The 22,131-nt window shown below is 38.0% G+C and carries 20 protein-coding genes and 1 riboswitch; of the genes, 14 read left to right on the top strand and 6 right to left on the bottom strand.

What is annotated here, in order from left to right:
- Positions 1-6: 6 nt before the first annotated feature.
- The gene (locus ACFPYN_RS06665; RefSeq protein WP_377733202.1) at positions 7-447 is read left to right on the top strand and encodes a hypothetical protein; all 441 of its coding nucleotides are present in this window, start codon (positions 7-9) and stop codon (positions 445-447) included.
- Between the two features lie 37 nt (positions 448-484).
- Here ACFPYN_RS06665 and pckA read toward each other — a convergent pair whose 3' ends face one another.
- Complete coding sequence (gene pckA / locus ACFPYN_RS06670) at positions 485-2,071, bottom strand: phosphoenolpyruvate carboxykinase (ATP) (RefSeq protein WP_377733203.1); 1,587 nt, start codon at positions 2,069-2,071, stop codon at positions 485-487.
- A 198-nt stretch (positions 2,072-2,269) separates the two neighbouring features.
- A riboswitch (SAM riboswitch) is annotated at positions 2,270-2,393 on the top strand.
- 199 nt (positions 2,394-2,592) lie between these two features.
- Between pckA and metK the strand changes: the two genes are divergently transcribed.
- A complete protein-coding gene (metK, locus tag ACFPYN_RS06675; RefSeq protein ID WP_377733204.1) occupies positions 2,593-3,789 on the top strand; it encodes a methionine adenosyltransferase in 1,197 nt (398 codons plus the stop codon).
- Between the two features lie 377 nt (positions 3,790-4,166).
- Here the strand turns inward: metK and ACFPYN_RS06680 are convergent, their stop codons facing one another.
- A complete protein-coding gene (locus ACFPYN_RS06680) occupies positions 4,167-4,694 on the bottom strand; it encodes a gamma carbonic anhydrase (protein WP_377733205.1) in 528 nt (175 codons plus the stop codon).
- 254 nt (positions 4,695-4,948) lie between these two features.
- On the opposite strand from ACFPYN_RS06680, the gene ACFPYN_RS06685 reads away from it, so the two are divergent.
- From ACFPYN_RS06685 to ACFPYN_RS06720, 8 genes are all read left to right on the top strand, one after another.
- Positions 4,949-5,749: an alpha/beta hydrolase gene (locus ACFPYN_RS06685; RefSeq protein ID WP_377733206.1), complete on the top strand. Its 801-nt coding sequence runs from the start codon at positions 4,949-4,951 to the stop codon at positions 5,747-5,749.
- 108 nt (positions 5,750-5,857) lie between these two features.
- Positions 5,858-7,309 carry an alanine/glycine:cation symporter family protein gene (locus ACFPYN_RS06690; RefSeq protein WP_377733207.1) on the top strand — a complete coding sequence of 484 codons (1,452 nt, stop codon included), beginning with the start codon at positions 5,858-5,860 and terminating at the stop codon, positions 7,307-7,309.
- 193 nt (positions 7,310-7,502) lie between these two features.
- Positions 7,503-8,963, top strand: coding sequence for an alanine/glycine:cation symporter family protein (locus tag ACFPYN_RS06695; protein WP_377733208.1), 1,461 nt, complete (start codon positions 7,503-7,505; stop codon positions 8,961-8,963).
- A gap of 75 nt (positions 8,964-9,038) precedes the next feature.
- Positions 9,039-9,287 carry a hypothetical protein gene (locus ACFPYN_RS06700; protein ID WP_377733209.1) on the top strand — a complete coding sequence of 83 codons (249 nt, stop codon included), beginning with the start codon at positions 9,039-9,041 and terminating at the stop codon, positions 9,285-9,287.
- A 129-nt stretch (positions 9,288-9,416) separates the two neighbouring features.
- The gene (locus ACFPYN_RS06705; RefSeq protein ID WP_377733210.1) at positions 9,417-10,115 is read left to right on the top strand and encodes an ABC transporter ATP-binding protein; all 699 of its coding nucleotides are present in this window, start codon (positions 9,417-9,419) and stop codon (positions 10,113-10,115) included.
- Positions 10,105-11,391, top strand: coding sequence for an ABC transporter permease (locus ACFPYN_RS06710; RefSeq protein ID WP_377733211.1), 1,287 nt, complete (start codon positions 10,105-10,107; stop codon positions 11,389-11,391). Before ACFPYN_RS06705 ends, ACFPYN_RS06710 begins: the two co-directional genes overlap by 11 nt.
- Before the next feature lie 322 nt (positions 11,392-11,713).
- Complete coding sequence (locus tag ACFPYN_RS06715; protein ID WP_377733212.1) at positions 11,714-12,184, top strand: hypothetical protein; 471 nt, start codon at positions 11,714-11,716, stop codon at positions 12,182-12,184.
- 188 nt (positions 12,185-12,372) lie between these two features.
- Entirely contained in the window at positions 12,373-13,941 is a 1,569-nt protein-coding gene (locus ACFPYN_RS06720; protein ID WP_377733213.1) for an amidohydrolase, read from the top strand.
- A 257-nt stretch (positions 13,942-14,198) separates the two neighbouring features.
- Here ACFPYN_RS06720 and ACFPYN_RS06725 read toward each other — a convergent pair whose 3' ends face one another.
- From ACFPYN_RS06725 to ACFPYN_RS06740, 4 genes are all read right to left on the bottom strand, one after another.
- Complete coding sequence (locus ACFPYN_RS06725; RefSeq protein WP_377733214.1) at positions 14,199-14,723, bottom strand: isoprenylcysteine carboxyl methyltransferase family protein; 525 nt, start codon at positions 14,721-14,723, stop codon at positions 14,199-14,201.
- Positions 14,724-14,725: 2 nt separating this feature from the next.
- Positions 14,726-15,805, bottom strand: a complete 1,080-nt coding sequence (locus ACFPYN_RS06730) for a type III polyketide synthase (protein ID WP_377733215.1) — start codon at positions 15,803-15,805, stop codon at positions 14,726-14,728.
- A gap of 262 nt (positions 15,806-16,067) precedes the next feature.
- Entirely contained in the window at positions 16,068-16,628 is a 561-nt protein-coding gene (locus ACFPYN_RS06735; RefSeq protein WP_377733216.1) for a class I SAM-dependent methyltransferase, read from the bottom strand.
- Positions 16,625-17,575 carry a TIGR01212 family radical SAM protein gene (locus ACFPYN_RS06740; RefSeq protein ID WP_377733217.1) on the bottom strand — a complete coding sequence of 317 codons (951 nt, stop codon included), beginning with the start codon at positions 17,573-17,575 and terminating at the stop codon, positions 16,625-16,627. The genes ACFPYN_RS06735 and ACFPYN_RS06740 overlap by 4 nt, the downstream gene beginning before the upstream one ends.
- 203 nt (positions 17,576-17,778) lie before the next feature.
- On the opposite strand from ACFPYN_RS06740, the gene ACFPYN_RS06745 reads away from it, so the two are divergent.
- The 4 genes from ACFPYN_RS06745 to ACFPYN_RS06760 all read left to right on the top strand — a co-directional run bounded on the left by ACFPYN_RS06745 (position 17,779) and on the right by ACFPYN_RS06760 (position 22,106).
- Positions 17,779-19,122 (top strand): sigma-54 interaction domain-containing protein, encoded by a 1,344-nt coding sequence (locus ACFPYN_RS06745; RefSeq protein ID WP_377733218.1) that lies wholly within the window; start codon positions 17,779-17,781, stop codon positions 19,120-19,122.
- A 234-nt stretch (positions 19,123-19,356) separates the two neighbouring features.
- Positions 19,357-20,046: a CoA transferase subunit A gene (locus ACFPYN_RS06750; protein WP_377733219.1), complete on the top strand. Its 690-nt coding sequence runs from the start codon at positions 19,357-19,359 to the stop codon at positions 20,044-20,046.
- 20 nt (positions 20,047-20,066) lie between these two features.
- Positions 20,067-20,735 carry a 3-oxoacid CoA-transferase subunit B gene (locus ACFPYN_RS06755; RefSeq protein WP_377733220.1) on the top strand — a complete coding sequence of 223 codons (669 nt, stop codon included), beginning with the start codon at positions 20,067-20,069 and terminating at the stop codon, positions 20,733-20,735.
- Between the two features lie 48 nt (positions 20,736-20,783).
- Positions 20,784-22,106, top strand: coding sequence for a GntP family permease (locus ACFPYN_RS06760; protein ID WP_377733363.1), 1,323 nt, complete (start codon positions 20,784-20,786; stop codon positions 22,104-22,106).
- The last annotated feature ends 25 nt before the right edge of the window (positions 22,107-22,131 follow it).

Raw genomic sequence — 22,131 nt, forward strand, 5'->3', positions numbered from 1 at the left:
TTACTTATGGGAAATTTACATATAAAAAATGATACCTTCTCACATGGAAATGAAACACTAAAGCGTTTAAAGAATGTGGACTTCTGGATTCCATTAATGACGGAGTTATTGCCAATTTTTACGGCAATAGAAGTACGGTGTTGGAAAAATGAAACAGAATTGATACAAACCATTAAACCTTATGCACGTACCATTAGAATTGAGACTGATTTAGTCATTTTTACTATGCCACTTAACCACAAGTTAAAAGATTTAATTTTACAATCTGTTAGTAGTGAAACAAATAGTATTCTGTGGTATTCATTACATTTTAAAAAGAATGGGTATCATATTTGTTCTGTAGATGATTATGGTGCTGAACTACATTTCAATCAAATTACGAAAGCAGAAGCTATACATATTCAATCTTTTTTCCAAAACGATACGAACTTTCATTACAAGGAATAAAAAATGGCCTGCACACGAAGTGCAAGCCATTTTTATATTAAATAATCGGTCCGCCTTTTGAGACGATTTCTTCAGCAACTGAGCCGAATTTATTGAAGTTTTCACGGAATTGATCTGCCAATTCTTTTGCTTTTGCGTCATATGCAGAAACATCTGCCCATGCATCGCGTGGATTTAGTACGTTTTCTGGAACACCAGGTACAGCTTTTGGAATCGCTAGCCCGAATACAGAACCTTTGTCTGTTTCTACATTGTCTAATTTACCATCCAACGCCGCGCGCACCATTGCACGTGTATAAGAAAGTTTCATACGTTTACCAACGCCGTATACGCCGCCAGTCCAACCCGTATTTACTAAGAATACTTGTGCATTATGTTCGTCAATTTTCTTTCCTAACATTTCTGCATACACGGTTGCAGGCAATGGAAGGAATGGAGAACCGAAACAAGTTGAGAACGTAGCTTGTGGAGTCGTGATTCCACGCTCAGTTCCTGCAAGTTTCGATGTGAAACCGCTTAAGAAGTGGTACATTGCTTGTTCTTTTGTTAATTTACTGATTGGAGGCAATACGCCAAATGCATCAGCTGTTAAGAAAATGATTGTATTTGGATGACCGGCTACAGAAGGGTCAACAATATTATCAATTGCTTGTAATGGGTAAGCAGCACGTGTGTTTTCAGTTAATGAGATATCCTCGTAATTAGCAATACGTGTATCCGGATCCACTACTACGTTTTCTAATACTGATCCAAAACGGATCGCATCGAAAATTTGTGGTTCATTTTCACGTTTTAAGTTGACTGCTTTTGCATAACAGCCTCCTTCAATATTGAATACACCATTATCTGACCAGCCATGCTCATCATCACCGATTAACTTGCGATCAGCATCAGCTGATAACGTCGTTTTTCCAGTTCCAGATAAACCAAAGAATAAGGCAACATCACCTTTTTCGCCAACGTTTGATGAACAATGCATAGATAAAATGCCTTGTTCAGGAAGTAAATAGTTCATAATAGAGAAAATTGATTTTTTCATTTCTCCAGCATATTCTGTTCCACCAATTAAAATGATGCGTTGTTCCATTGAAACAATGATGAATGCTTCAGAAGCAGTACCATCGATTGCTGGATCAGCTTTAAACGTAGGTGCATAAACAATAGTAAATTGTGATTCATGAACTGCCAATTCTTCTTCCGTAGGACGAATAAATAATTGGTGTGCAAATAGGTTATGCCATGCATATTCATTAATTACTTTGATAGAAAGGCGAGATTCTTTGTCTGCTCCTGCAAAGCCATTAAAAACAAATAGTTCTTCTTTCGATTTTAAATATGTAACAACCTTCTTATATAAAGAGGAAAAAATTTCGGATGAAATCGGTTGATTTACTGTACCCCAATCAATCTTGTCTTTTGAGATATCTTCTTCAACAACATATTTGTCTTTAGGAGAACGTCCTGTATATTTCCCTGTCTCTACTTTTACAGCTCCAGTTGATGTTAAGACAGCTTCTCCGCGTAATGTTGCTTTCTCCACTAATTGTGGTACTGAAAGTTGTACATGCACGTTTTTGCCATTTAACAAGTCGTTCAGTTCGTTGATAGTGTTCACTGAATTCATGTATATGTACCTTCCTTTTTCTTATATTCCCAATCCATTGGGGTGTTTTTTTATTCGTTGATTAGTATAACACATTCCGCTCATTAAACTACACTAATAGCCTAATTAAATTCCTCTTAAATTTCTCTTTAATGAAGAATAATAAATAATATTTGACATAGAGGGATTAGTTTATTATGATGTAAAACTGAACGGATACTCTTATCCCGAGCTGGTTGAGGGGTCAGGCCCTATGAAACCCGGCAACCTGCAGTTATGAAGTAAGTAGTAATTAGCAAAGGTGCTGAACCTGAAGCAAGGTGTATTCCTTGGATGATAAGAGTGAAAGATGCCTATTAATGTATACTTTCCTCATGTGATTTACGTGAGAGAGGGTTTTTTTTATGACATCTCCCTTTATCCTCGTGTGCAGAAGCCCGATAAGGCGGAAGGTTTTAATCGACTGAATAAGCTGAACATGGGAAATGAGTACCGTTTGAATTTTCCGAGAGAAATCTCGAAGGATATAGGAGGAAATACCAATGACAAATCGTCGTCTATTTACATCAGAATCAGTAACAGAAGGGCATCCAGATAAGATTTGTGATCAAATCTCAGATGCAATTTTAGATGCAATTTTAACTGAAGATCCTAACGCACGTGTTGCATGTGAAACGACAGTAACAACAGGTTTAGTACTGGTTGCTGGAGAAATCACAACAACAGCTTATGTGGATATTCAAAAAGTTGTACGTGAAACAGTCCGCGAAATCGGCTATACACGTGCAAAATATGGTTTTGACTCAGAGACTTCTGCAGTATTAACTGCAATCGATGAGCAATCTCCTGACATCGCTATGGGTGTTGATAGAGCATTAGAGGCGCGTGAAGGCTCTATGACTGATTCAGACATCGATGCAATCGGAGCAGGTGACCAAGGTTTAATGTTCGGTTTTGCTTGTAATGAAACACCGGAATTAATGCCACTTCCAATTAGTATGGCTCATAAGTTAGCTCGTCGTTTAGCGGAAGTTCGTAAAGAAGAAGTATTATCATATTTACGTCCCGATGGTAAAACACAAGTCACGGTTGAGTATGATGAAAACAATAAACCGTTGCGCATTGATACAATTGTTATTTCAACTCAACATCACCCTGAAGTAACGCTTGAGCAAATTCAACGTAACATTAAAGAACATGTCATTAAACCTGTTGTACCAGCAGAATTAATTGACGAAAATACAAAATACTTTATTAATCCAACTGGTCGTTTCGTAATTGGTGGACCTCAAGGTGATGCTGGCTTAACAGGACGTAAAATTATCGTAGATACTTACGGTGGTTATGCACGTCACGGTGGCGGAGCATTCTCTGGTAAGGATCCTACAAAAGTGGATCGTTCAGCAGCATACGCAGCACGATACGTAGCAAAAAACCTTGTAGCAGCAGGACTAGCTGACCGTTGTGAAGTTCAACTTGCTTATGCAATTGGAGTAGCACAACCGGTATCGATCGCTATCGACACATTCGGTACTGGCACAGTTAGTGAATCTAAACTTGTTGAATTAGTTCGCGAGTTATTCGACCTACGACCTGCAGGTATCATCAAAATGTTAGATCTTCGTCGTCCGATTTACAAACAAACTGCTGCTTACGGGCACTTTGGTCGTACAGACTTAGATGTACCTTGGGAAAAAACAGACAAAGCTGCTCTTTTGAAAGAAAAAGCTGGCGAATAAAACAAAACTGTTCCGGATTAATCCGGAACAGTTTTTTTCTGTAGAAAAATGGGTGAATGGTAAGAATTGAGCGGGAACAAATCAATCTTGAGTGGGAAAATATTTTTATAATAGGATTGATTCCACAACCGCAGCGAAGCGAAAGTCAAACTAATTATCACACGGACATTATGGACAAAAATGGGTGAAGGGAATAAATATAGTGCGAAGGGGAATAAACCAATTTGAAAGGGAATAAACATCGAGTGAAAGGTAATAAATCAATTTGAAAGGGAATAAACACCGAGCGAAGGGGAATAAACCAATTTGAACGACAATATACCAAACAGTTGGTACATATCAAATTAAAAGAGCAGGCACTTAAACGCCTGCTCATTCTATTTAGTACTTGTATTTTGTTGCATCGCTTTATAAATTTGCCCTTTTTCAGCGTATTCTTTTACAATTCGCTTCATATCTAGTCGGTCTTCATCATTTAATTCACGTACGACTTTCGCAGGTCGACCTAATGCAAGCATGCCTGCCGGGATAATCTTTCCTGGAGGAACTAAGCTTCCAGCTCCAATGAATGCACCTTCCCCAATTTCAGCTCCATCTAAAATAATTGAACCCATTCCCACTAAAGCGCCTTGACGAATTGTACAGCTATGTAAGGTAACTTGATGTCCAATGGTTACTTCATCTTCTAAAATTAAGGGTGCAGCGGGGCTTTGATGTAAGCAACATAAGTCTTGTATGTTTACTTTGCGACCAATCCTTGTTGAGTTAACGTCTCCACGAATCACGGTATTAAACCATATTGTGGACTCTGGACCGATTGTCACATCCCCACTGATTGTGACATAATCAGCAATATAAACAGTTGGATCGATCAAGGGTGTTTTATTATTAAAAGAGTAAATCATGTTATTTCCTCATTTCTTATTGCGGTATGGTTTCATTATACAAAAAAAGAGGAACATACATAAGTCGACTTGTTTATGTAGATGAGTTTACAGAACATTAGTAGATAAAGAAGAATGAGAGTTATGTCATTTGTGACGAAAGCAATGTTCATTTCAGGTCCTTCTTAGTGGCAATTACTTATTGTTTACAAGATCAAGTGGTAAAATTACATCAAGTAATGTCGAGAATTAGAAATAGTAAAGGGGCGCTGTTCATGTGGAAATGGGAAGCTGATGGTCAAGCAAAAGCGGTTATCGCAATTGTACATAGCGCGTATGAACATCATCGTAGATATGCATGGTTAATAGAGAAATTTAGAAGTTCAGGTTTCCATGTAGTAATGGGAGACTTGCCAGGGCATGGAGAAGCATCTAGAAAAAAAGCAGCACATGAAGAAGATTTTAATTCATATGGGACATATATAGACCAATTAGTAGAAGCATCGATGACATATAACTTGCCAGTATTTGTGATGGGTCATGGTTTAGGGGCAACTCTTGTTATGCACTCACTTCAATTAAAATCGATTGAATGTGCGGCTTTAATACTTACGTCGCCTTGGTTGCATTTGAAAATCCATCCATCAAAACTTTCAAGTGCTTTGTCGAGCATGGGCAAGTTAGCTGAAAATGTAAAAAGTACACATGATGTGACAATTAAACAGCTGACGAGGAATTATGATGTATATACGCAAGATAAAGACGACCCGCTCTATAATACGACCATTACATTGAAATGGTATCATGAGCTGCAACAATTACTTAAAGCAACTTCATCTAGACAGGAAAGTATTCAAAATCTGCCTATTTTAATGATGACAGCAGAGAGAGACAAAGTTACTGATCAATCGTATGCTAAGCATTGGTTGCAAAAGCAACAACTTTCAGAAATTCAATATAAAGAGTGGGGAAGTTGTTTTCATGATTTATTTCATGAACCAGAGCAAGAGGATGTATTTTTATATACAGAATCATTTATGAATAATGTATTAAGATCAATCGGTTATATTGTCTAGACACTCTTTATTGGGTGTCTTTTTTTGATTTCAAAGATATGCCATACATTTTTTTCAGCTGTTGATTATGAAGGTGTACTGTTTCATAAAATATATGGCTGGGGTTAAATGTTAGGAGGATACTTAATAGAACTATTTATTTTACGGCTTAACGAGTACTTATGGGGACCATGGATGATTACCTTTTGTTTTGCTATTGGACTGTTATTTTCAGTTCTTACAAAGTTCCTTCAAATTCGCTTGTTAAAAGATATGATTATCCTTTTGTTTAAAGGTGAAAAATCGGATGCAGGTGTCTCTTCATTTCAAGCCTTTTCAATGGCTTTGTCGGGCAGAATTGGGACTGGGAATATTGCTGGAACCGCTACAGCGATCGCATTTGGAGGGCCAGGTGCGATTTTTTGGATGTGTGCTATAGCATTGATTGGAGCTTCTAGTGCATTTATTGAATCGACATTAGCTCAGATCTACAAAGTGAAGCAAAATGGACAGTATCGTGGAGGACCAGCCTTTTACATCGAAAAAGGAATCGGATGGAGATGGTATGGAAGCGTGTTTGCTATTGCTACAATTACAGCTACTGCGTTTTTATTACCTGGAATTCAATCGAATTCGATTGCATTAGGCATGGATAATGCCTTTCGATTACAACCATGGGTGACGGGTACAGCTATTACAGTCATTCTTGGATTTATTATAATTGGTGGGGTTAAGCGGATTGCACATGTCGCACAAATAGTTGTGCCTTTCATTGGAATCATCTACATGGTTTGTTCACTTGGAATTATTATCTTCCACATTGCAGAATTACCAGATGTATTACTGCTGATTTTTCGAAGTGCTTTTAATTTAGACGCAACATATGGTGGAATGATGGGGTCAGCAATTGTTTGGGGAGTTAAACGAAGCATTTACTCTAATGAGGCGGGTCAAGGAACTGGAGCACACGCTGCCGCGGCTGCTGAGGTGTCTCATCCGGTAAAGCAAGGACTTGTTCAAGCATTCTCTGTATACATAGATACACTCTTTATATGTACCGCTACAGCGATCATGATTTTACTAACAGGAATGTACAATGTTCAACCAGATGGCAGCGGCACTTTGTTTATTGTTGAAAATTTACCAGGTGTTGATGCAGGACCTGGATACACCCAAGAATCAATTGATTCTGTAGTGCCTGGAAAAGGGGCAGGATTCGTTGCGATTGCACTTTTCTTTTTTGGGTTTCCTGCAATTATGGCCTACTATTACATTGCTGAAGTCAATGTAGCGTATTTAGTCAAAGGAATACCTTATAAAATTGCCGTTCTTTTATTAAAAGTTATTTTATTGTCGTCTGCATTTTATGGAGCGATTCGAAGTGCAGATCTGGCATGGGCGCTTGGTGATGTTGGGTTAGGCATCATGGTCCTGCTAAATTCTGTTGCCCTGTTACTCTTAGCTAAGCCAGCACTAACTGCGTTAAAAGATTATGAAGATCAAAAAAGAAAAGGAAAAGACCCAATTTTCAATCCTGTAAAACTCGGAATTAAAAATGCAGATTTCTGGATGAGAAGATAGAAATAAAATAAAAGGAAAACTTGTATTTTCTGTTAAAATGCACTAATTAATTTGAAAAATACTTACTTTACCTACACAAAAGAGTGTGAAAAATCAAGAAGTTTATTTCTATTACTTGGCTTGTACACATGGACTTTATGTAATATAGTGAATTGTGTGACAAAATAGTGAACTATAATAAGGGGGAAATAGTATGGAAGAGTTTATTGGACATCTTAACGACTTTTTATGGGGTCCTTGGATGATTTATGGGTGTTTAGCAGTTGGACTATTATTCTCTATTCTTACGCGTTTTGTACAAGTTAGATTATTTAAGGATATGGTTGGACAAATATTTAAAGGTAAAAAATCGGATGCTGGCGTATCTTCATTCCAAGCGTTAGCAATTGCATTATCTGGTCGAGTAGGAACAGGTAATATTGCAGGTACTGCAACAGCGATTGCATTCGGTGGACCTGGTGCTGTTTTCTGGATGTGGATGATTGCTTTCATCGGTGCATCTTCTGCATTTATTGAATCTACATTAGCACAGATTTATAAAGTAAAAGACAGAGGCCAATATCGTGGGGGGCCAGCTTATTACATAGAAAAAGGAATTGGCTTGAAATGGTATGGTATCGTATTTGCTATTGCAGCTCTTGTAGCAATGTCATTATTAATGCCAGGAATTCAATCGAATTCAATCGCAATCGGTATGGAAAATGCCTTTGGTCTTGAACGTTGGATTACTGGTGCAGCTATCGTTATCATTTTAGGGATTATCATTCTTGGTGGTGTTAAACGTATCGCAACTGTTGCCCAATACGTAGTACCATTTATGGCAATTGCCTACATGATCATGGCGGTTATCATTATCGGAATGAACATTACTGAATTACCAGGCGTAATTAAATTAATATTCTCTAGTGCATTTGGTTTTGATTCAACATTTGGTGGGATGATTGGTGCTGCCATTGCTTGGGGTGTAAAACGTGGAATTTATTCTAATGAAGCTGGTCAAGGTACTGGTCCTCACGCAGCAGCTGCTGCAGAAGTATCTCACCCAGTTAAACAAGGTTTAGTGCAAGCGTTCTCTGTTTATATTGATACACTTCTAGTGTGTTCAGCAACTGCGTTTATGATTCTGTTTACGGGGATGTACAATGTGCAATTAGACTCTGGAGACGGAGAATTTGTAGTTGAAAATCTTCCAGGAGTTGAAGCTGGACCTGGTTATACACAAGCGGCAATTGATTTGGCAATGCCAGGTGTAGGTATCGGAGCAGGATTTGTAGCGATTGCGTTATTCTTCTTCGCTTTCACAACAATTATGGCTTACTACTACATGGCTGAAACAAATGTAGCGTACTTACTAAAAGGTAATGCTGAAAAAGTCGGTATTATGGTATTAAAAATTGTCATCTTAGTTACAGCGTTCTTAGGAACAATACGTGAAGCGGGTCTTGCTTGGGCATTAGGAGATGTTGGTTTAGGATTGATGGTATGGCTAAACTTAATAGCGATTCTGATCATTGCAAAACCAGCTCTAATTGCACTTAAAGATTACGAAGCACAAAGAAAAGCAGGCATCGATCCTGTATTTGATCCAACGAAGCTTGGAATTAAAAATGCTGATTTCTGGGTTGAATATAACGAAAACTTGAAGAAAAAATAATAATTAACAATCGCCCAGCTTCGGTTGGGCGATGTTTTTTTCTGATATAGTAAAAGAGGAAAAGGAGGGATATAAGTGGAGAACACTTTATCTATTCTCATCATACTTGCGGGTATTGGTGTATTCATTATTATGAAGAAATTTTCTCATACAGGCAAAACGTATCTAGTTAATTTCTCCATTGCTCTACTCATGGCATTATTGTTCATACGTACAATGATGCTTGAGCCACTCGATTGGATAGGCTATGTAGCCATCGTTTTTTGTGGCTTAGCTTTCATCGCGCAAATGATTCTTGGATTTAAAAACTTAAAAACAACATAAAAAAATCGATGATTGTAGATTTCTACAATCATCGATTTTTGTTTATCTTAAGAATTTCTTCACTATTTTCCTATCTTTTCCTTCATAAATGTTCGTTACACTAAGAATACTTGAGGGGAGAGAAAAGTAATGATTCATATTAAAGATCTTTACCATACGTTTTCAATTGGGAAAAGAGGAAAAGAAAAGCGGGTACCTGTATTAAAAAATGTGTCACTTGATATTAAAAAAGGTCAAATCGTTTCTATTGTAGGTAAAAGTGGCTCTGGAAAGTCTACGTTACTCCATGTATTAGCTGGATTTATGAGACCCGAATCGGGCTCGATTATAGTGGCCAATCAAGAAACTTCACGTCTATCTGAGAGTGAACATGCAGCTTTCCGTTTAAATAATTTCGGATTCATCTTTCAAAACTTTCAGTTGATGCCAGGTTTAACGGCATTCGAAAATATTGAACTTCCTTTGAAATTAAAAGGGATACCCAAAAAAGAACGTCACCCCAATGTAGAAGCATTAGTAAAAAAAGTAGGTTTAACTCAAGTCGCAGATCACTATCCAAATGAATTATCTGGAGGTCAGCAACAACGAGTGAGCATTGCAAGGGCACTCGTTACAAATTCGCCTATTATTTTAGCTGATGAGCCCACAGGTAGCTTAGATTCTGAGACAGAGCAAGAAATTTTACTGTTAATTCAATCACTCAATGAGTCTCTTGGATTAACATTTGTCATTATTACACATGACGATGAAGTAGCGAATATCGCACATGAAAAGTATCGCCTCCACGATGGTGTATTAGTTAATGGAGGTGTGTTGCATGTCGTTTAAAGACCAAATTGATTTTATTTGTCAACATATGAAAAAGAATAAATTGCGCGTATTTATGACTGTTCTTGCAGCAACAATGGGATGTGCATTTTTAATCGTTCTAGCATCTGTCGGGTTTGGACTTCATAAAACAATGACGGACGAAATGATGTCTAATCAAATACTTACAGAAGTACAGATTTATGGGAGAGAAGATGGCGATAACATCGTTACTACAGCTGATCAACAAAAGATAAGAGAAATTGAAAACGTCAACGCTGTGGTTAGTCGAACATATGTCGATGGAGTAACCAATATATCAATGAATGACAGGACTGGCCAAGGGGACGTCCAATTAACAAATCTAAAAGAAGAAGAAAAAGCAAATTTGGCTTTATCTGAAGGAAAGATGCCGACTAAATCAAATGAAATTGTCATTGGTTTTCACTTTGCTCAAAGATTATTGACAGAAGCTGAACTAGCTTCACAGTCTGAAGAAGAAATTCCAGATGGTTACACAGAAAGTATGATTGGTAAGACAATTTCACTTGAACTTACTCCGCTGACAGAAGAAAAAAGTGAGCCTAAAACATGGGATTTTGTAGTAACTGGAATTTCAAAAGAACCAACGAAAGATTGGATGGTGGATCTTCGTGTATTAATCGATGAATCATACCGGACAGAATTTCATGAGTTCACACAACCAGAAGTGCCTATGGAAGAAGTATATTTCGAAATATTCGTTTACGCAGACGATATTCAATATGTAGGTGCAATTACGGATACATTAAAAAATGATGGCTACAATGTGTATTCAATAACAGAAGAAATGGAAACATTGGACTTATTCTTTACAGCGCTTAAGGCAGGATTATTATTTGTCGGAACCATTGCAGTTCTTATCTCTTCAATAGGTATTTTTAACACGATGACGATGGCCGTTACTGAAAGAACAAGGGAAATTGGTGTAATGAAGGCAATTGGAGCAAATCCTAAACTGATTCAGCGATTATTTTTGATAGAAAGCACATGGATAGGTGTATTAGGCACAATCATTGCGGTCACTTTGTCTTATGGCATAAGTTATTTAGCAAACTGGATCATCCCAGAAATCGTCATGAACATAGTAGCCGAAGAAGGGATGGAAGATATTGGTGTAACGATTTCATTAATTCCTTGGCAACTAGTAGCGATTGCATCCTTTATAAGCATAGGAGTGGCCATGGTTTCAGGATGGAGACCAGCAAGGAAAGCTACGAAAATTGATGTTATTCAAGCGTTGAGACAGGAATTATAATGTTTTTGATAGATAGAGCCTATATCACGTTTGTGATATAGGCTCTTTTTTAGTATATCTACTTAGTCAGCTTCTAAAATGGCAAGAAATTTTTTATTATATGTGGTCCGACAGAATATAAGATGCACTTTATGACAACGCAGTAACATGTAATGTACAGATTAGAGAATCTTTTAAGGACAACCTCACTCATTCAGCCGCTGAAATAAGCGGAGAGTGGAGACAGTCTAAAAAGGTTCTTTTTTTGATCAAATCATATCAGTTATATATACTTGAAAATTTGGAAACAATGGATATAGATGCAAGAGAGGCGTGATGAATTATGAAAAAAATTCTAGGTATAATTATTTTATCTTTTATCATTTTTAGTGCGGGAGCTATTTCTGGAACGGGTGGTTTAGATACTAAATCCACAAAACGAAATGTTGATTCATTTCAAAAGAAAACGATTGAATTAGGATATACATCAGTAATTGATATATGGACAGCCTTCAAGCAGGTTGAGATTTTTATGTTGGCTTCACAAGAAAACATTGATGCAACATTCAATCGATTTCGTGAAGATCAAGTAAAAATTGCAGTCGCTGGATTCGTTAACTTTAAAAATGCTAATAAAAGTCAACCAAAAATCTATTCATCAGGTAACCAATCATTACTAGTAGATGAAAAAACAATACCAGCTGAAGCTCAACAGATTGAATTTTTACCAAATCGATATGGAATTCTCAAACCAACACCGATAACTGATTCAACAAAAAATAGCTCAACTGATCTATTAGTTGATAGTCCTTAAATAAATCACAATAAAGATATAGAAGACGAATAAGTTCCCAAATTCTTTAGACCTATCTTTCCATCAAGTAGTAGCTAGAATAGTTAAATTAGCAGCAAAATCATGAAATTAATCTGAAACCGTCATCATTCCATTGTGAATGAGACGGTTTTTGTTTTATGATGAGTAAACAACATGGGGGTGTCTACATGACAAAAGTTTGTTTTCATCATGCAACATTTTATACGATGAAAAATATCCAAGATACGGTGGAAGCTGTATTAGTGGAAAATGGAAAGATTAGTGCAGTTGGTATATTTGAAGATTTAAAAAAGCTTGCTGATCAATGTATCGATTTACAAGGGGCATTTGTATATCCCGGTTTTGTCGATAGCCACATCCATCTAATTGGACACGGAGATAAATTACGTCAAATCGATCTTTCTACATTTATGTCTGCAGAAAAAATGACTGCAGACTTACAAATACTTTTAAACGACCATCCAACTGGAGAATGGTTTGTTGCGGAAGGCTGGAATGAAAATAATTTTGCGGATCAAAAAATCCTTTCTCGCTATGAATTAGACAAGTTGTCTGCTAGTCCTATTGCATTGAAACGAGTATGTCGACATGCCATGATTGTCAATTCAGCGGCACTTAAAATAGCGGGAATAACAAAAGAAACTCCTGACCCAGAAGATGGAGTCATCGTAAGAGACGACCAGGGCGAGCCAACGGGTTACTTATTAGATGGGGCAAAAGCCATTATTGAAAAGTACATTCCTGAAGTGTCTATCAATCAATTAGTAATTTCCTTAGAAACCGCAGTAAACGATTTAGTATCGCGCGGATTTACAGGTGTTCATACGGAAGATATGAGTTATTACGGGGAATATACAAAGCCACTTCAAGCCTTTAAAGAAGTTATTGGAGAACAAAACAAGTTCCGTGTGAATTTATTGCGTCATCACACAGTTTTTGACGACATGAAAGCTGAAGCTACATACGATGAACCTTGGATTGAACCAGGTGCAATGAAAATATTTATCGATGGCGCTCTTGGGGGACGTACAGCCTTGCTTAGTGAGCCATATGCAGACGATCCAACTACACAAGGTGTATCCATTCACTCACAAGAAGATTTAAATGCATTAGTAGCAAAAGCACGTTCTTATGGAGAAGCGGTTGCTGTCCATGCGATTGGTGATTTAGGCATGGAAATGATTATATCTGCGATAGAAAAACACCCTGTTCCTGTTGGAAAACGAGATCGTTTAATACATGCAAATGTGTTGAGAGAAGAATTAGTAACTAGGATTGAAAAACTAGATGTGGTACTAGATATTCAACCTAGCTTTGTAACTTCTGACTTCCCGTGGGTAAAAGAGCGATTAGGAAATGCTCGACTGGGTTGGGCATATGCATGGAAAAAGCTAACGAATAGGGGCATATTGTTAAGTGGTGGTTCTGACTCTCCAATTGAAGAAGTAGACCCGCGTATTGGTTTATATGCTGCAGTTGCAAGGAGAAAACCTAGTGAAACACATGGTGGCTACCAACCTGAAGAGAAACTAACTCGCTTTGAAGCAATTGCTTTGTATACGATTGGCAGTGCACAAGCTATTTGTAGGGAACATGAACGAGGCTACATTGATGTCGGTTTTGATGCTGACTTAACTGTGTTTGATCGCGATTTGTTTGAAGGTCCTGACGAACAACTACTTGAAGCACAAGTGGTGAAAACAATTATTGCGGGAGATATTGTTTTTGAAAAATAATTTTAAAAAACGAGTAGCGGGAAGAATGCTACTCGTTTTTCTATGTCAAAATAGGTACCATATAATTCGGTTTTTCATTTTCAACTATCATTTTAGCTTCTGACCATTCTAATAGTCTTTTCGACCAACTTTCAAAGTTTTCCGACCAACTTCTATTTGTATCCGACCACTATCTAAAGGTTTCCGACCATTCTCCTCAAGAAAGACACTAATCTTCCCTAAAAAGACAACAACTTGAGTCAACCAAACGAAGCCACTCAAAAAATTTCTTTATAGTCAGTCACTTCGCGTAACGCAGCTTCTTCTTTCGGAATGCGCACACTTAAAATAATGATATTTAATAAGGTAAAGATGACTGCAGTATAATACGCTCCGAACATTAAGGGAATGACAATAATTTCGCATGTCACGACCACATAATTAGGATGTCGTATGAAATGAAAAGGTCCTTTTTTCACGACATTGGCACCAGGTAAAACGAGTATTTTCGTATTCCAATATCGACCGAGGGAAGAAATGACCCAAACCCTCATCAGTTGTAAACTAATAAATAGTACAAATAACGGCAACCAAAAGCGGGAAACACCTTCCTTAAAAGCAATAAATTCAATGATTAAACTAATGAAAAATCCAATATGGATAGCTACCATATATGGATAATGCTTCGCGCCTACTTCATATCCACCTTGAGATCGAATCCATTTTTCGTTATTTCGAGCAATTAGTAATTCAATAATTCGCTGAAAGATGACAAAGCCAACTACATAAATAAAAAGATTCATGTCTATTGCCATTCAAGCAAAACGAGTTCACCACTAAATCCAGGACCGAGAGCTGTTAATAGCCCTTTTTCTCCAGGCGAACAATCCAACTTCATGAATGCTTCTAAAACATAAAGAACCGTTGGGGAAGACATATTGCCGTGTTTTCTTAGGATATCTCTAGAAATATCTGTTTTGGAAGTATCAAATCCAAGTGATTTTTCGTATGCAGTTAATACTTTTTTACCACCTGGATGGGCAATGAAGTGATCGAGTTGACTAGCAGTTAGTTGATGTTCCGATAAAAATTCTGTAACGAATGGCTCTAGCCACTTTTCAATAATGGACGGGATGCTTTTAGAAAAGACCACATGAAGTCCATCATTTTTCATATCCCAACCCATGACATTTTCCGAATTCGCCATTATTTTTGAAGAAGTGGCAATAAATGTCGGACTTGGTTTTTTTGAAGCGATATTGACTTCATCGCCACAAACTAAAGCGCACGCAACTCCGTCAGCAAATAAGGAAGCACCGATTAAATTGCTTTTGGAAAAGTCATTAGGTTGGAAAGTTAAACTGCATAATTCCACACACAACACGAGCACTTTTGCTTTTGGATAGGCTAAACAATAATCAAAAGCCCTACTTAAACCAGATGCTCCGCCAGCACAACCTAATCCCCATATAGGGATCCGTTTAACATAATCTGAAAAAGGAAGTTGATTTAAGATCCGCGCATCTATACTGGGGGTTGAAAAACCTGTACTAGAGATGAATAGTATCCCATCAATTTCAGAAGGATGAACAGATTCATTCAAAAATTCTTGATTTTGCAAGCAAGCATTTATTGCTAATGCACCGTACGACGTAGCCAACTCGATATATAATCGATTGCGTTCTTCTAAATCATGGGGATGTTCAAACCATTCCATTGGAACGCAGAACTGACGAGATTCGATGTCTCCATTTTCAAATACTTTTAGCATTCGCTCGAGATCGTCATAATGGTCTGTAAATAAGTTCTTTAATAAAATCGAGGCTTGATCTTGAGAGTAAGAATATGGTGGTAGAAAAGAACTTATGGATTGGATTTTTGGCATAGTGTTCTCCTTTAAAAAAATGATAGCCCTAGTTTTTCCAATTCACATTAAAATATGCAATAAAACCCAAGGCAAGCTAAATAAATAGCTTTCCTTGGGTCATCCTTGAGATAGTAGAAAATATAAGTTTTCGAGCTACACCTTTGAACTTGGGATAGCCATGTCTAGCTCAAGCGCGAACTAGCGGGCACCTTTATGGGGTCACAAAGACGATTCGCCTTTCATCCTTACAGTGCGGGTGTCGAGTTAGACTGCGCTTTACTTAATGTTTCATTTTTTCAATGACTAATACGAACGGTGGATGATTTTGCTGATTTACAAATTCATATTTTAATACGTGTACGAAGGATTGAGGGAGGTTGCTCACATAGTTTAGTAAATCCTCTCTCTCCTTGTCACCACCCTCGTGACCATGGTAGACAACCAAGACGATGAGCCCATTTACTTTTAATAAATGGAGACAACTTTCGATCGCTTCAATCGTCGTGTGAGGTTGAGTGATAATCGAATGATCTTTACCAGGTAAATAACCAAGATTAAAAACAGCTGCTGAAATTTCCTTTGTTACATAGCTAGATATTGTTTCATGACCTGCGTGAATAACCGTAACATTGTCTTGCCAATCAGCTACTCGCAAGAGAGTAGCTTCAATAGCAGCTTGTTGAACATCAAAGGCATACACATGTCCAGTTGAACCAACAAGCTCAGCCAGGAAGAGCGTATCATGACCGTTCCCTGCAGTACCGTCTATGACGATATCCCCTGGAGAAACGGTACTCTTTAATAGGGTTTTCGCATAGGGTAATACGCGTTCAAGTTTCATGTACCTATCACCGAACCTTCGAAATACTTTCCTTGCCAACTTCCACGGCGTTCAAGTTCTGCATCAACCCCATTTAGTACATCCCACTTGTTGACACTCCACATTGGACCAATCATTAAATTGATAGGACCGTCACCGGTAATTCGATGAATGACCATTTCAGGAGGTAATAGTTCAAGTTGATCAACGACTAACTGAATGTATTGGTCTTTATCCATGAACTCAACCAAGCCTTTTTCATATTGTTTAATCATGGGCGTTCCTTTTAGTAAATGAAGCAAGTGGATTTTAATGCCTTGGACATCTAGCTTGGCTACTTCACGAACAGTTTCAAGCATCATTTCATTATTTTCTAGTGGTAATCCGTTTATGATGTGCGTGCAAACTCGAATGCCATGATTACGCAACTTTTGAACTCCTTCTAAGTAACAAGAAAAATCATGGGCACGATTAATTAAATTCGCTGTACGTTCATGTACGGTTTGAAGACCAAGTTCTACCCATAAATACGTCCGTTCGTTTAGTTCTGCTAAGTACTCCACTACATCATCTGGGAGGCAATCCGGCCTTGTTGCTATGGATAGTCCTACGACCCCGTCTATAGCGAGTGCAGCTTCAAATTTCTCTTTAATGACGGAAAGCGGGGCATGAGTATTCGTATACGCTTGAAAATAAGCCATATATTTTGCGTCTTTCCATTTTTGATGCATTTTATTTTTTCTTTCTTCAAATTGATCAACAATAGAATCTACTCGATCACCAGCAAAGTCGCCTGAACCTGCGACACTACAAAATGTGCAACCGCCAAATGCAACTGTACCATCACGATTAGGGCAATCAAAACCAGCATCTAATGCTACTTTAAATATCTTCATTCCAAACTCATCGCGCAAGTGACGATTCCACGTGTAATAACGTTTCCCATCAGTTGGAAAAGGAAAATTCATTTTAAGACCACTCCTCTAATGGATAATTTTATCATGATTATCAAAGAAATCCTAAAGTTGATATCGCATCATTCAAGACAACTTTAGTATACGATGTACCAGTTAGAAAACGTAGAGTACAGAATCTCCTCTCCATTTTTTGCATATTCATTGATAGTTTGGGAAAATAGAAAAGAACGTATCGTAAAGTTAGGGTGAGCAAAATGAAGTCAGTATTTCAACATTTACCAGAAACCGTCCTTACACAAATACTTGAAAACGCATTTCAGTGGTTTGTGGTGGTCGATAAAGATTGCCGTATTCTTTATATTAATGAGGACTATTGTCGATTTCTAGAAGTGCCTCGTGACCAAGCTATTGGTCAGCCAGTAGAAAAAGTCATCGAAAATACGAAAATGCACGAAGTCATTAAATCAGGAATAGCCGACGTGGCATCTCCTCATTACATTAAAGGGACATATATGCTTGCGAATCGCGTACCATTACTTGTAGATGGAGAAATTGTTGGTGCATTCGGCTCTGTGGTTTTTCGGGATATGACGGATTGGAAAAAGCTAAGTTCTCATGTAAGGACGACGATGGAAAAAATCCAGCTGACTTCAACTGATTCTCATCAGAATTTTTATCGGTTAGAAGATATAAAAGGTAGTTCCCAAGCGATCCGTTCAATAAAAGAAACAATCCAGATGATTGCCCCTAGTGATTTATCCGTCTTAATTGAAGGAGAAAGTGGGACAGGAAAAGAACTCTTTGCACAAAGTATCCATGGACTATCGGATCGAGAAACCTTGCCTTTTGTGAAAATTAATTGTGCAGCTATACCAGCCGAATTGTTAGAAGCAGAGATTTTTGGTACGTACCTCGAATCCAAGGATTATGTCAAAAAAGGTCGCTTTGAATTGGCCGATAAAGGCACGCTGTTTATTGACGAAATTGGTGCTATGCCACTCACCGTTCAAGCGAAACTGCTCCGAGCAATTCAAGAAGGTGAGATTGAACCAATTGGCTCACACAAATCTAAACAAGTAAATGTTCGAATACTGGCAGCCACTAATCGACCAATTGAACACTTAATTGAACAAGGCAAATTCCGTGAAGATTTGTACTATCGTATTCAAGCCATTACGCTTCGTATCCCCCCGTTGCGAGAGCGAATGGAAGACTTTACAGAATTAGCGAATACATTTTTACAGCAATACATACTAAAATCTGGTAAACGAAGACTGATTCTTGCAAGTCAAACAAGAGAATATCTTCAAAACTATCATTGGCCAGGGAATGTAAGAGAGTTGCAAAATGTTATACAAGCTGCTGTCTATTTAGCTGAACATGAAATCATTGAACCAACTGCTTTACCTGATCAAATAAAACAAGTTCGTAGAAAAAAAAGTAAACAATTCGTTAATTTACAAGATGCAATTGAAGATTTAGAACGCACGATGATTCAAGATCTGTTGCACGAAGAATCGGATAAAAGAGAAATAGCCCAACAATTAGGTCTGAGTCGTTCGACACTTTATGAAAAAATTAAAAAACACAACTTATGACCTATTTCCGATATTACGGACTAAATTCCGAAATATCGGACGATGCATTCTTCGAATTATAAGATAATTTCATAGAGTGTATGAATTAATCCGGAAATTCGGACGGATAATCTATTTTTATCGACAATAAGTTGTCACAACTACTATTGCATGAAAATAGTAGTTCTGTTTTAATAGCTAATGAAAGCGCTTTTATACAAAAATTCAAACGATTTCTTGTAAGGAGGAAACGCAATGAAGCCAATTTATACTTCTGCAGAAGAGGCTGTACAACAAATTCAAGATGGAGCGACTTTAATGGTCGGAGGTTTTGGATTGGTTGGCATTCCCGAAAAATTGATTCTAGCACTTGTTGATAAAGGTGTGACAGATTTAACGGTCATCTCGAATAATTGTGGGATAGATGATTGGGGTTTAGGACTTTTACTTAAAAATAAACAAATAAAAAAGATGATTGGTTCATATGTTGGTGAAAACAAAGAATTTGAACGCCAGGTATTATCTGGCGAAATCGAAGTGGAGTTGACGCCACAAGGTACTTTGGCTGAAAAAATACGTGCAGGTGGCGCTGGTATTCCAGCATTCTTTACACCAGCAGGCGTAGGGACAACTGTTGCTGATGGTAAAGAAATCCGAGTGTTTGATGGTAAAGAATACGTTTTGGAAGAAGCTTTACGTGCTGACTTTGCTCTTGTTCGTGCAGCGAAAGCTGATAAGTTTGGTAATCTTGTCTATAACAAAACAGCGCAGAACTTTAATCCGATGATGGCAGCTGCAGGTAAATTCACCATTGCAGAAGTAGAAGAAATCGTTGAAACGGGTGACTTAGATCCGAACACGATTCATACACCGAGTATCTATGTACAAGGGTTACTGCAAGCATCACAAGAAAAACGGATTGAACGTTTAACGACTCGTTCATAGAACAGGAGGAGACAAACATTATGGGAACAATAAATGTTAGAGAACGCATTGCAATTCGAGCAGAACAAGAAATCGAAGACGGTAACTACGTAAACCTAGGGATTGGGATGCCGACATTAGTGGCTAACTATATCTCTCCTAACAAAACAGTAGTATTACAGTCTGAAAATGGCTTACTTGGAATTGGACCTTACCCTACAGTAGACGATGTTGATCCGGATTTAATCAATGCAGGTAAAGAAACAGTTACGACAATTCCGGGTTCTGCCTTTTTCACAAGTGCCGAGTCTTTTGCGATGATTCGTGGTGGACATGTTGACGTGGCAATTTTAGGTGGCATGGAAGTATCTGAGACTGGTGATCTTGCTAACTGGATGATTCCAGGGAAAATGATAAAAGGTATGGGTGGGGCTATGGATTTAGTTCACGGTGCCAAGAAAATCATCGTCATAATGGATCATGTAGCAAAAGATGGTTCAGCCAAAATTAAAAAACAATGCGATTTGCCTTTAACAGGTAAAGGCGTTGTGAACAAAATTATCACTGAGCGTGCATTAATCGAAGTAACACCAACTGGATTAGTTTTAAAAGAAGTGTTTGAAGGTTTCTCTGTTCAAGACGTCATTGACTCAACCGATGCTTCTTTAAATACCGATAACGTAATAGAAAACGTCCAGTTTAATAACTAAAACGTCTAATAACATTTCGGGGGAAATTTGTTCATGGATACTAGTATTGTGTTAGGTATGATTGGCCTTATTGGGGGACTAGCTTTACTTATTACCTTAACGTTGAAAGGTGTTAACATTCTCATCGGTGGTCCAGTTGCTGCTTTGTTTGTGGCTCTGATGAGTGGTTTGCCATTATTTCCTCAATTGGTTGCAGAAGGTGCACCAAACTTCGTTACTAGTTATATGACAGGGTTTACATCCTTCATTTTAGCTTGGTATCTTATGTTCTTACTTGGTGCTGTTTTCGGGAAAGTTATGGAAGACAGTGGAGCTGCTGATGCAGTTGCCAAATGGTTTGTTGAGAAATTAGGCATGAAATTTGCAGTCCTTGCAATCGTTATTGCATGTGCCATTCTTACATATGGCGGTGTAAGTCTGTTCGTAGTAGCATTCTCTGTCTATCCAATGGCTATTTCATTATTTAAACAAGCAGATTTACCACGTCGCTTTATTCCAGCGACTTTAGCGCTTGGTTCAGTAACATTCACGATGACTTCTGCAGGTTCTCCGGAAATTCAAAACTGGATTCCAATTCCATTTTTAGGTACTACTCCTTATGCAGGATGGGAAGTTAGTATACTCGTTGCTGTATTTATGGCTTTATTCGGTTATTGGTGGTTGAAGAAACTTATTACAGGTGCAGTGAAAAAAGGCGAGAAATTTGAAGATCGTAAAACGGACCCTACATTCGATGTAACGCGTCCGCTACCAAATCCATTTTTAGCAATGATTCCATTAGTGGTTGTTTTAGCCATTTCATTCATTTTCCATGATTCATTAAAACAATCCGCACTAATTGTTGCCTTACTTGGTGGGATTGTTGCAACATTTATTGTCAGTTGGAGATACTTTAAAGCTCCTTGGGAAGCCGTCTCTGCAGGTACTGTTGGTGCGATAATCGCGATTGGTAATACTGCAGCGGTTGTAGGTTTCGGTGGTGTGGCAAAAGCGGTTCCAGCATTCGGAGTTGCGGTTGATGCAATGGCTAGCATTCCAGGATCTCCATTAATTGGAGCGGCTGTAGCAGTATCCGTCATAGCAGGTATGACTGGTTCAGCATCTGGCGGTCAAGTCATTGCTTTACCTTTACTAGCTCCAGGCTATATGGATGCTGGTGTAAATGCAGAAGCGTTGCACCGAGTTGTAGCGATATCTTCAGGAGCACTAGACTCACTTCCGCACAATGGGTATGTTGTTACGACCATTCAATCCATTTGTAATGAAAAATATAGCGCAGCTTACTGGGCTGTTGCAGCGACAACAGTAGTCACGCCAGTTATCGGTGTTATTATAGCGATTGTATTATTCTCATTTGGTTTTGGAATTTAATTAAAATGATTCAGCCGCCACGTGC

This window comes from Paenisporosarcina macmurdoensis (genome assembly GCF_042658845.1).
In the GTDB taxonomy this organism is placed as follows: Bacteria; Bacillota; Bacilli; order Bacillales_A; family Planococcaceae; genus Paenisporosarcina; species Paenisporosarcina macmurdoensis.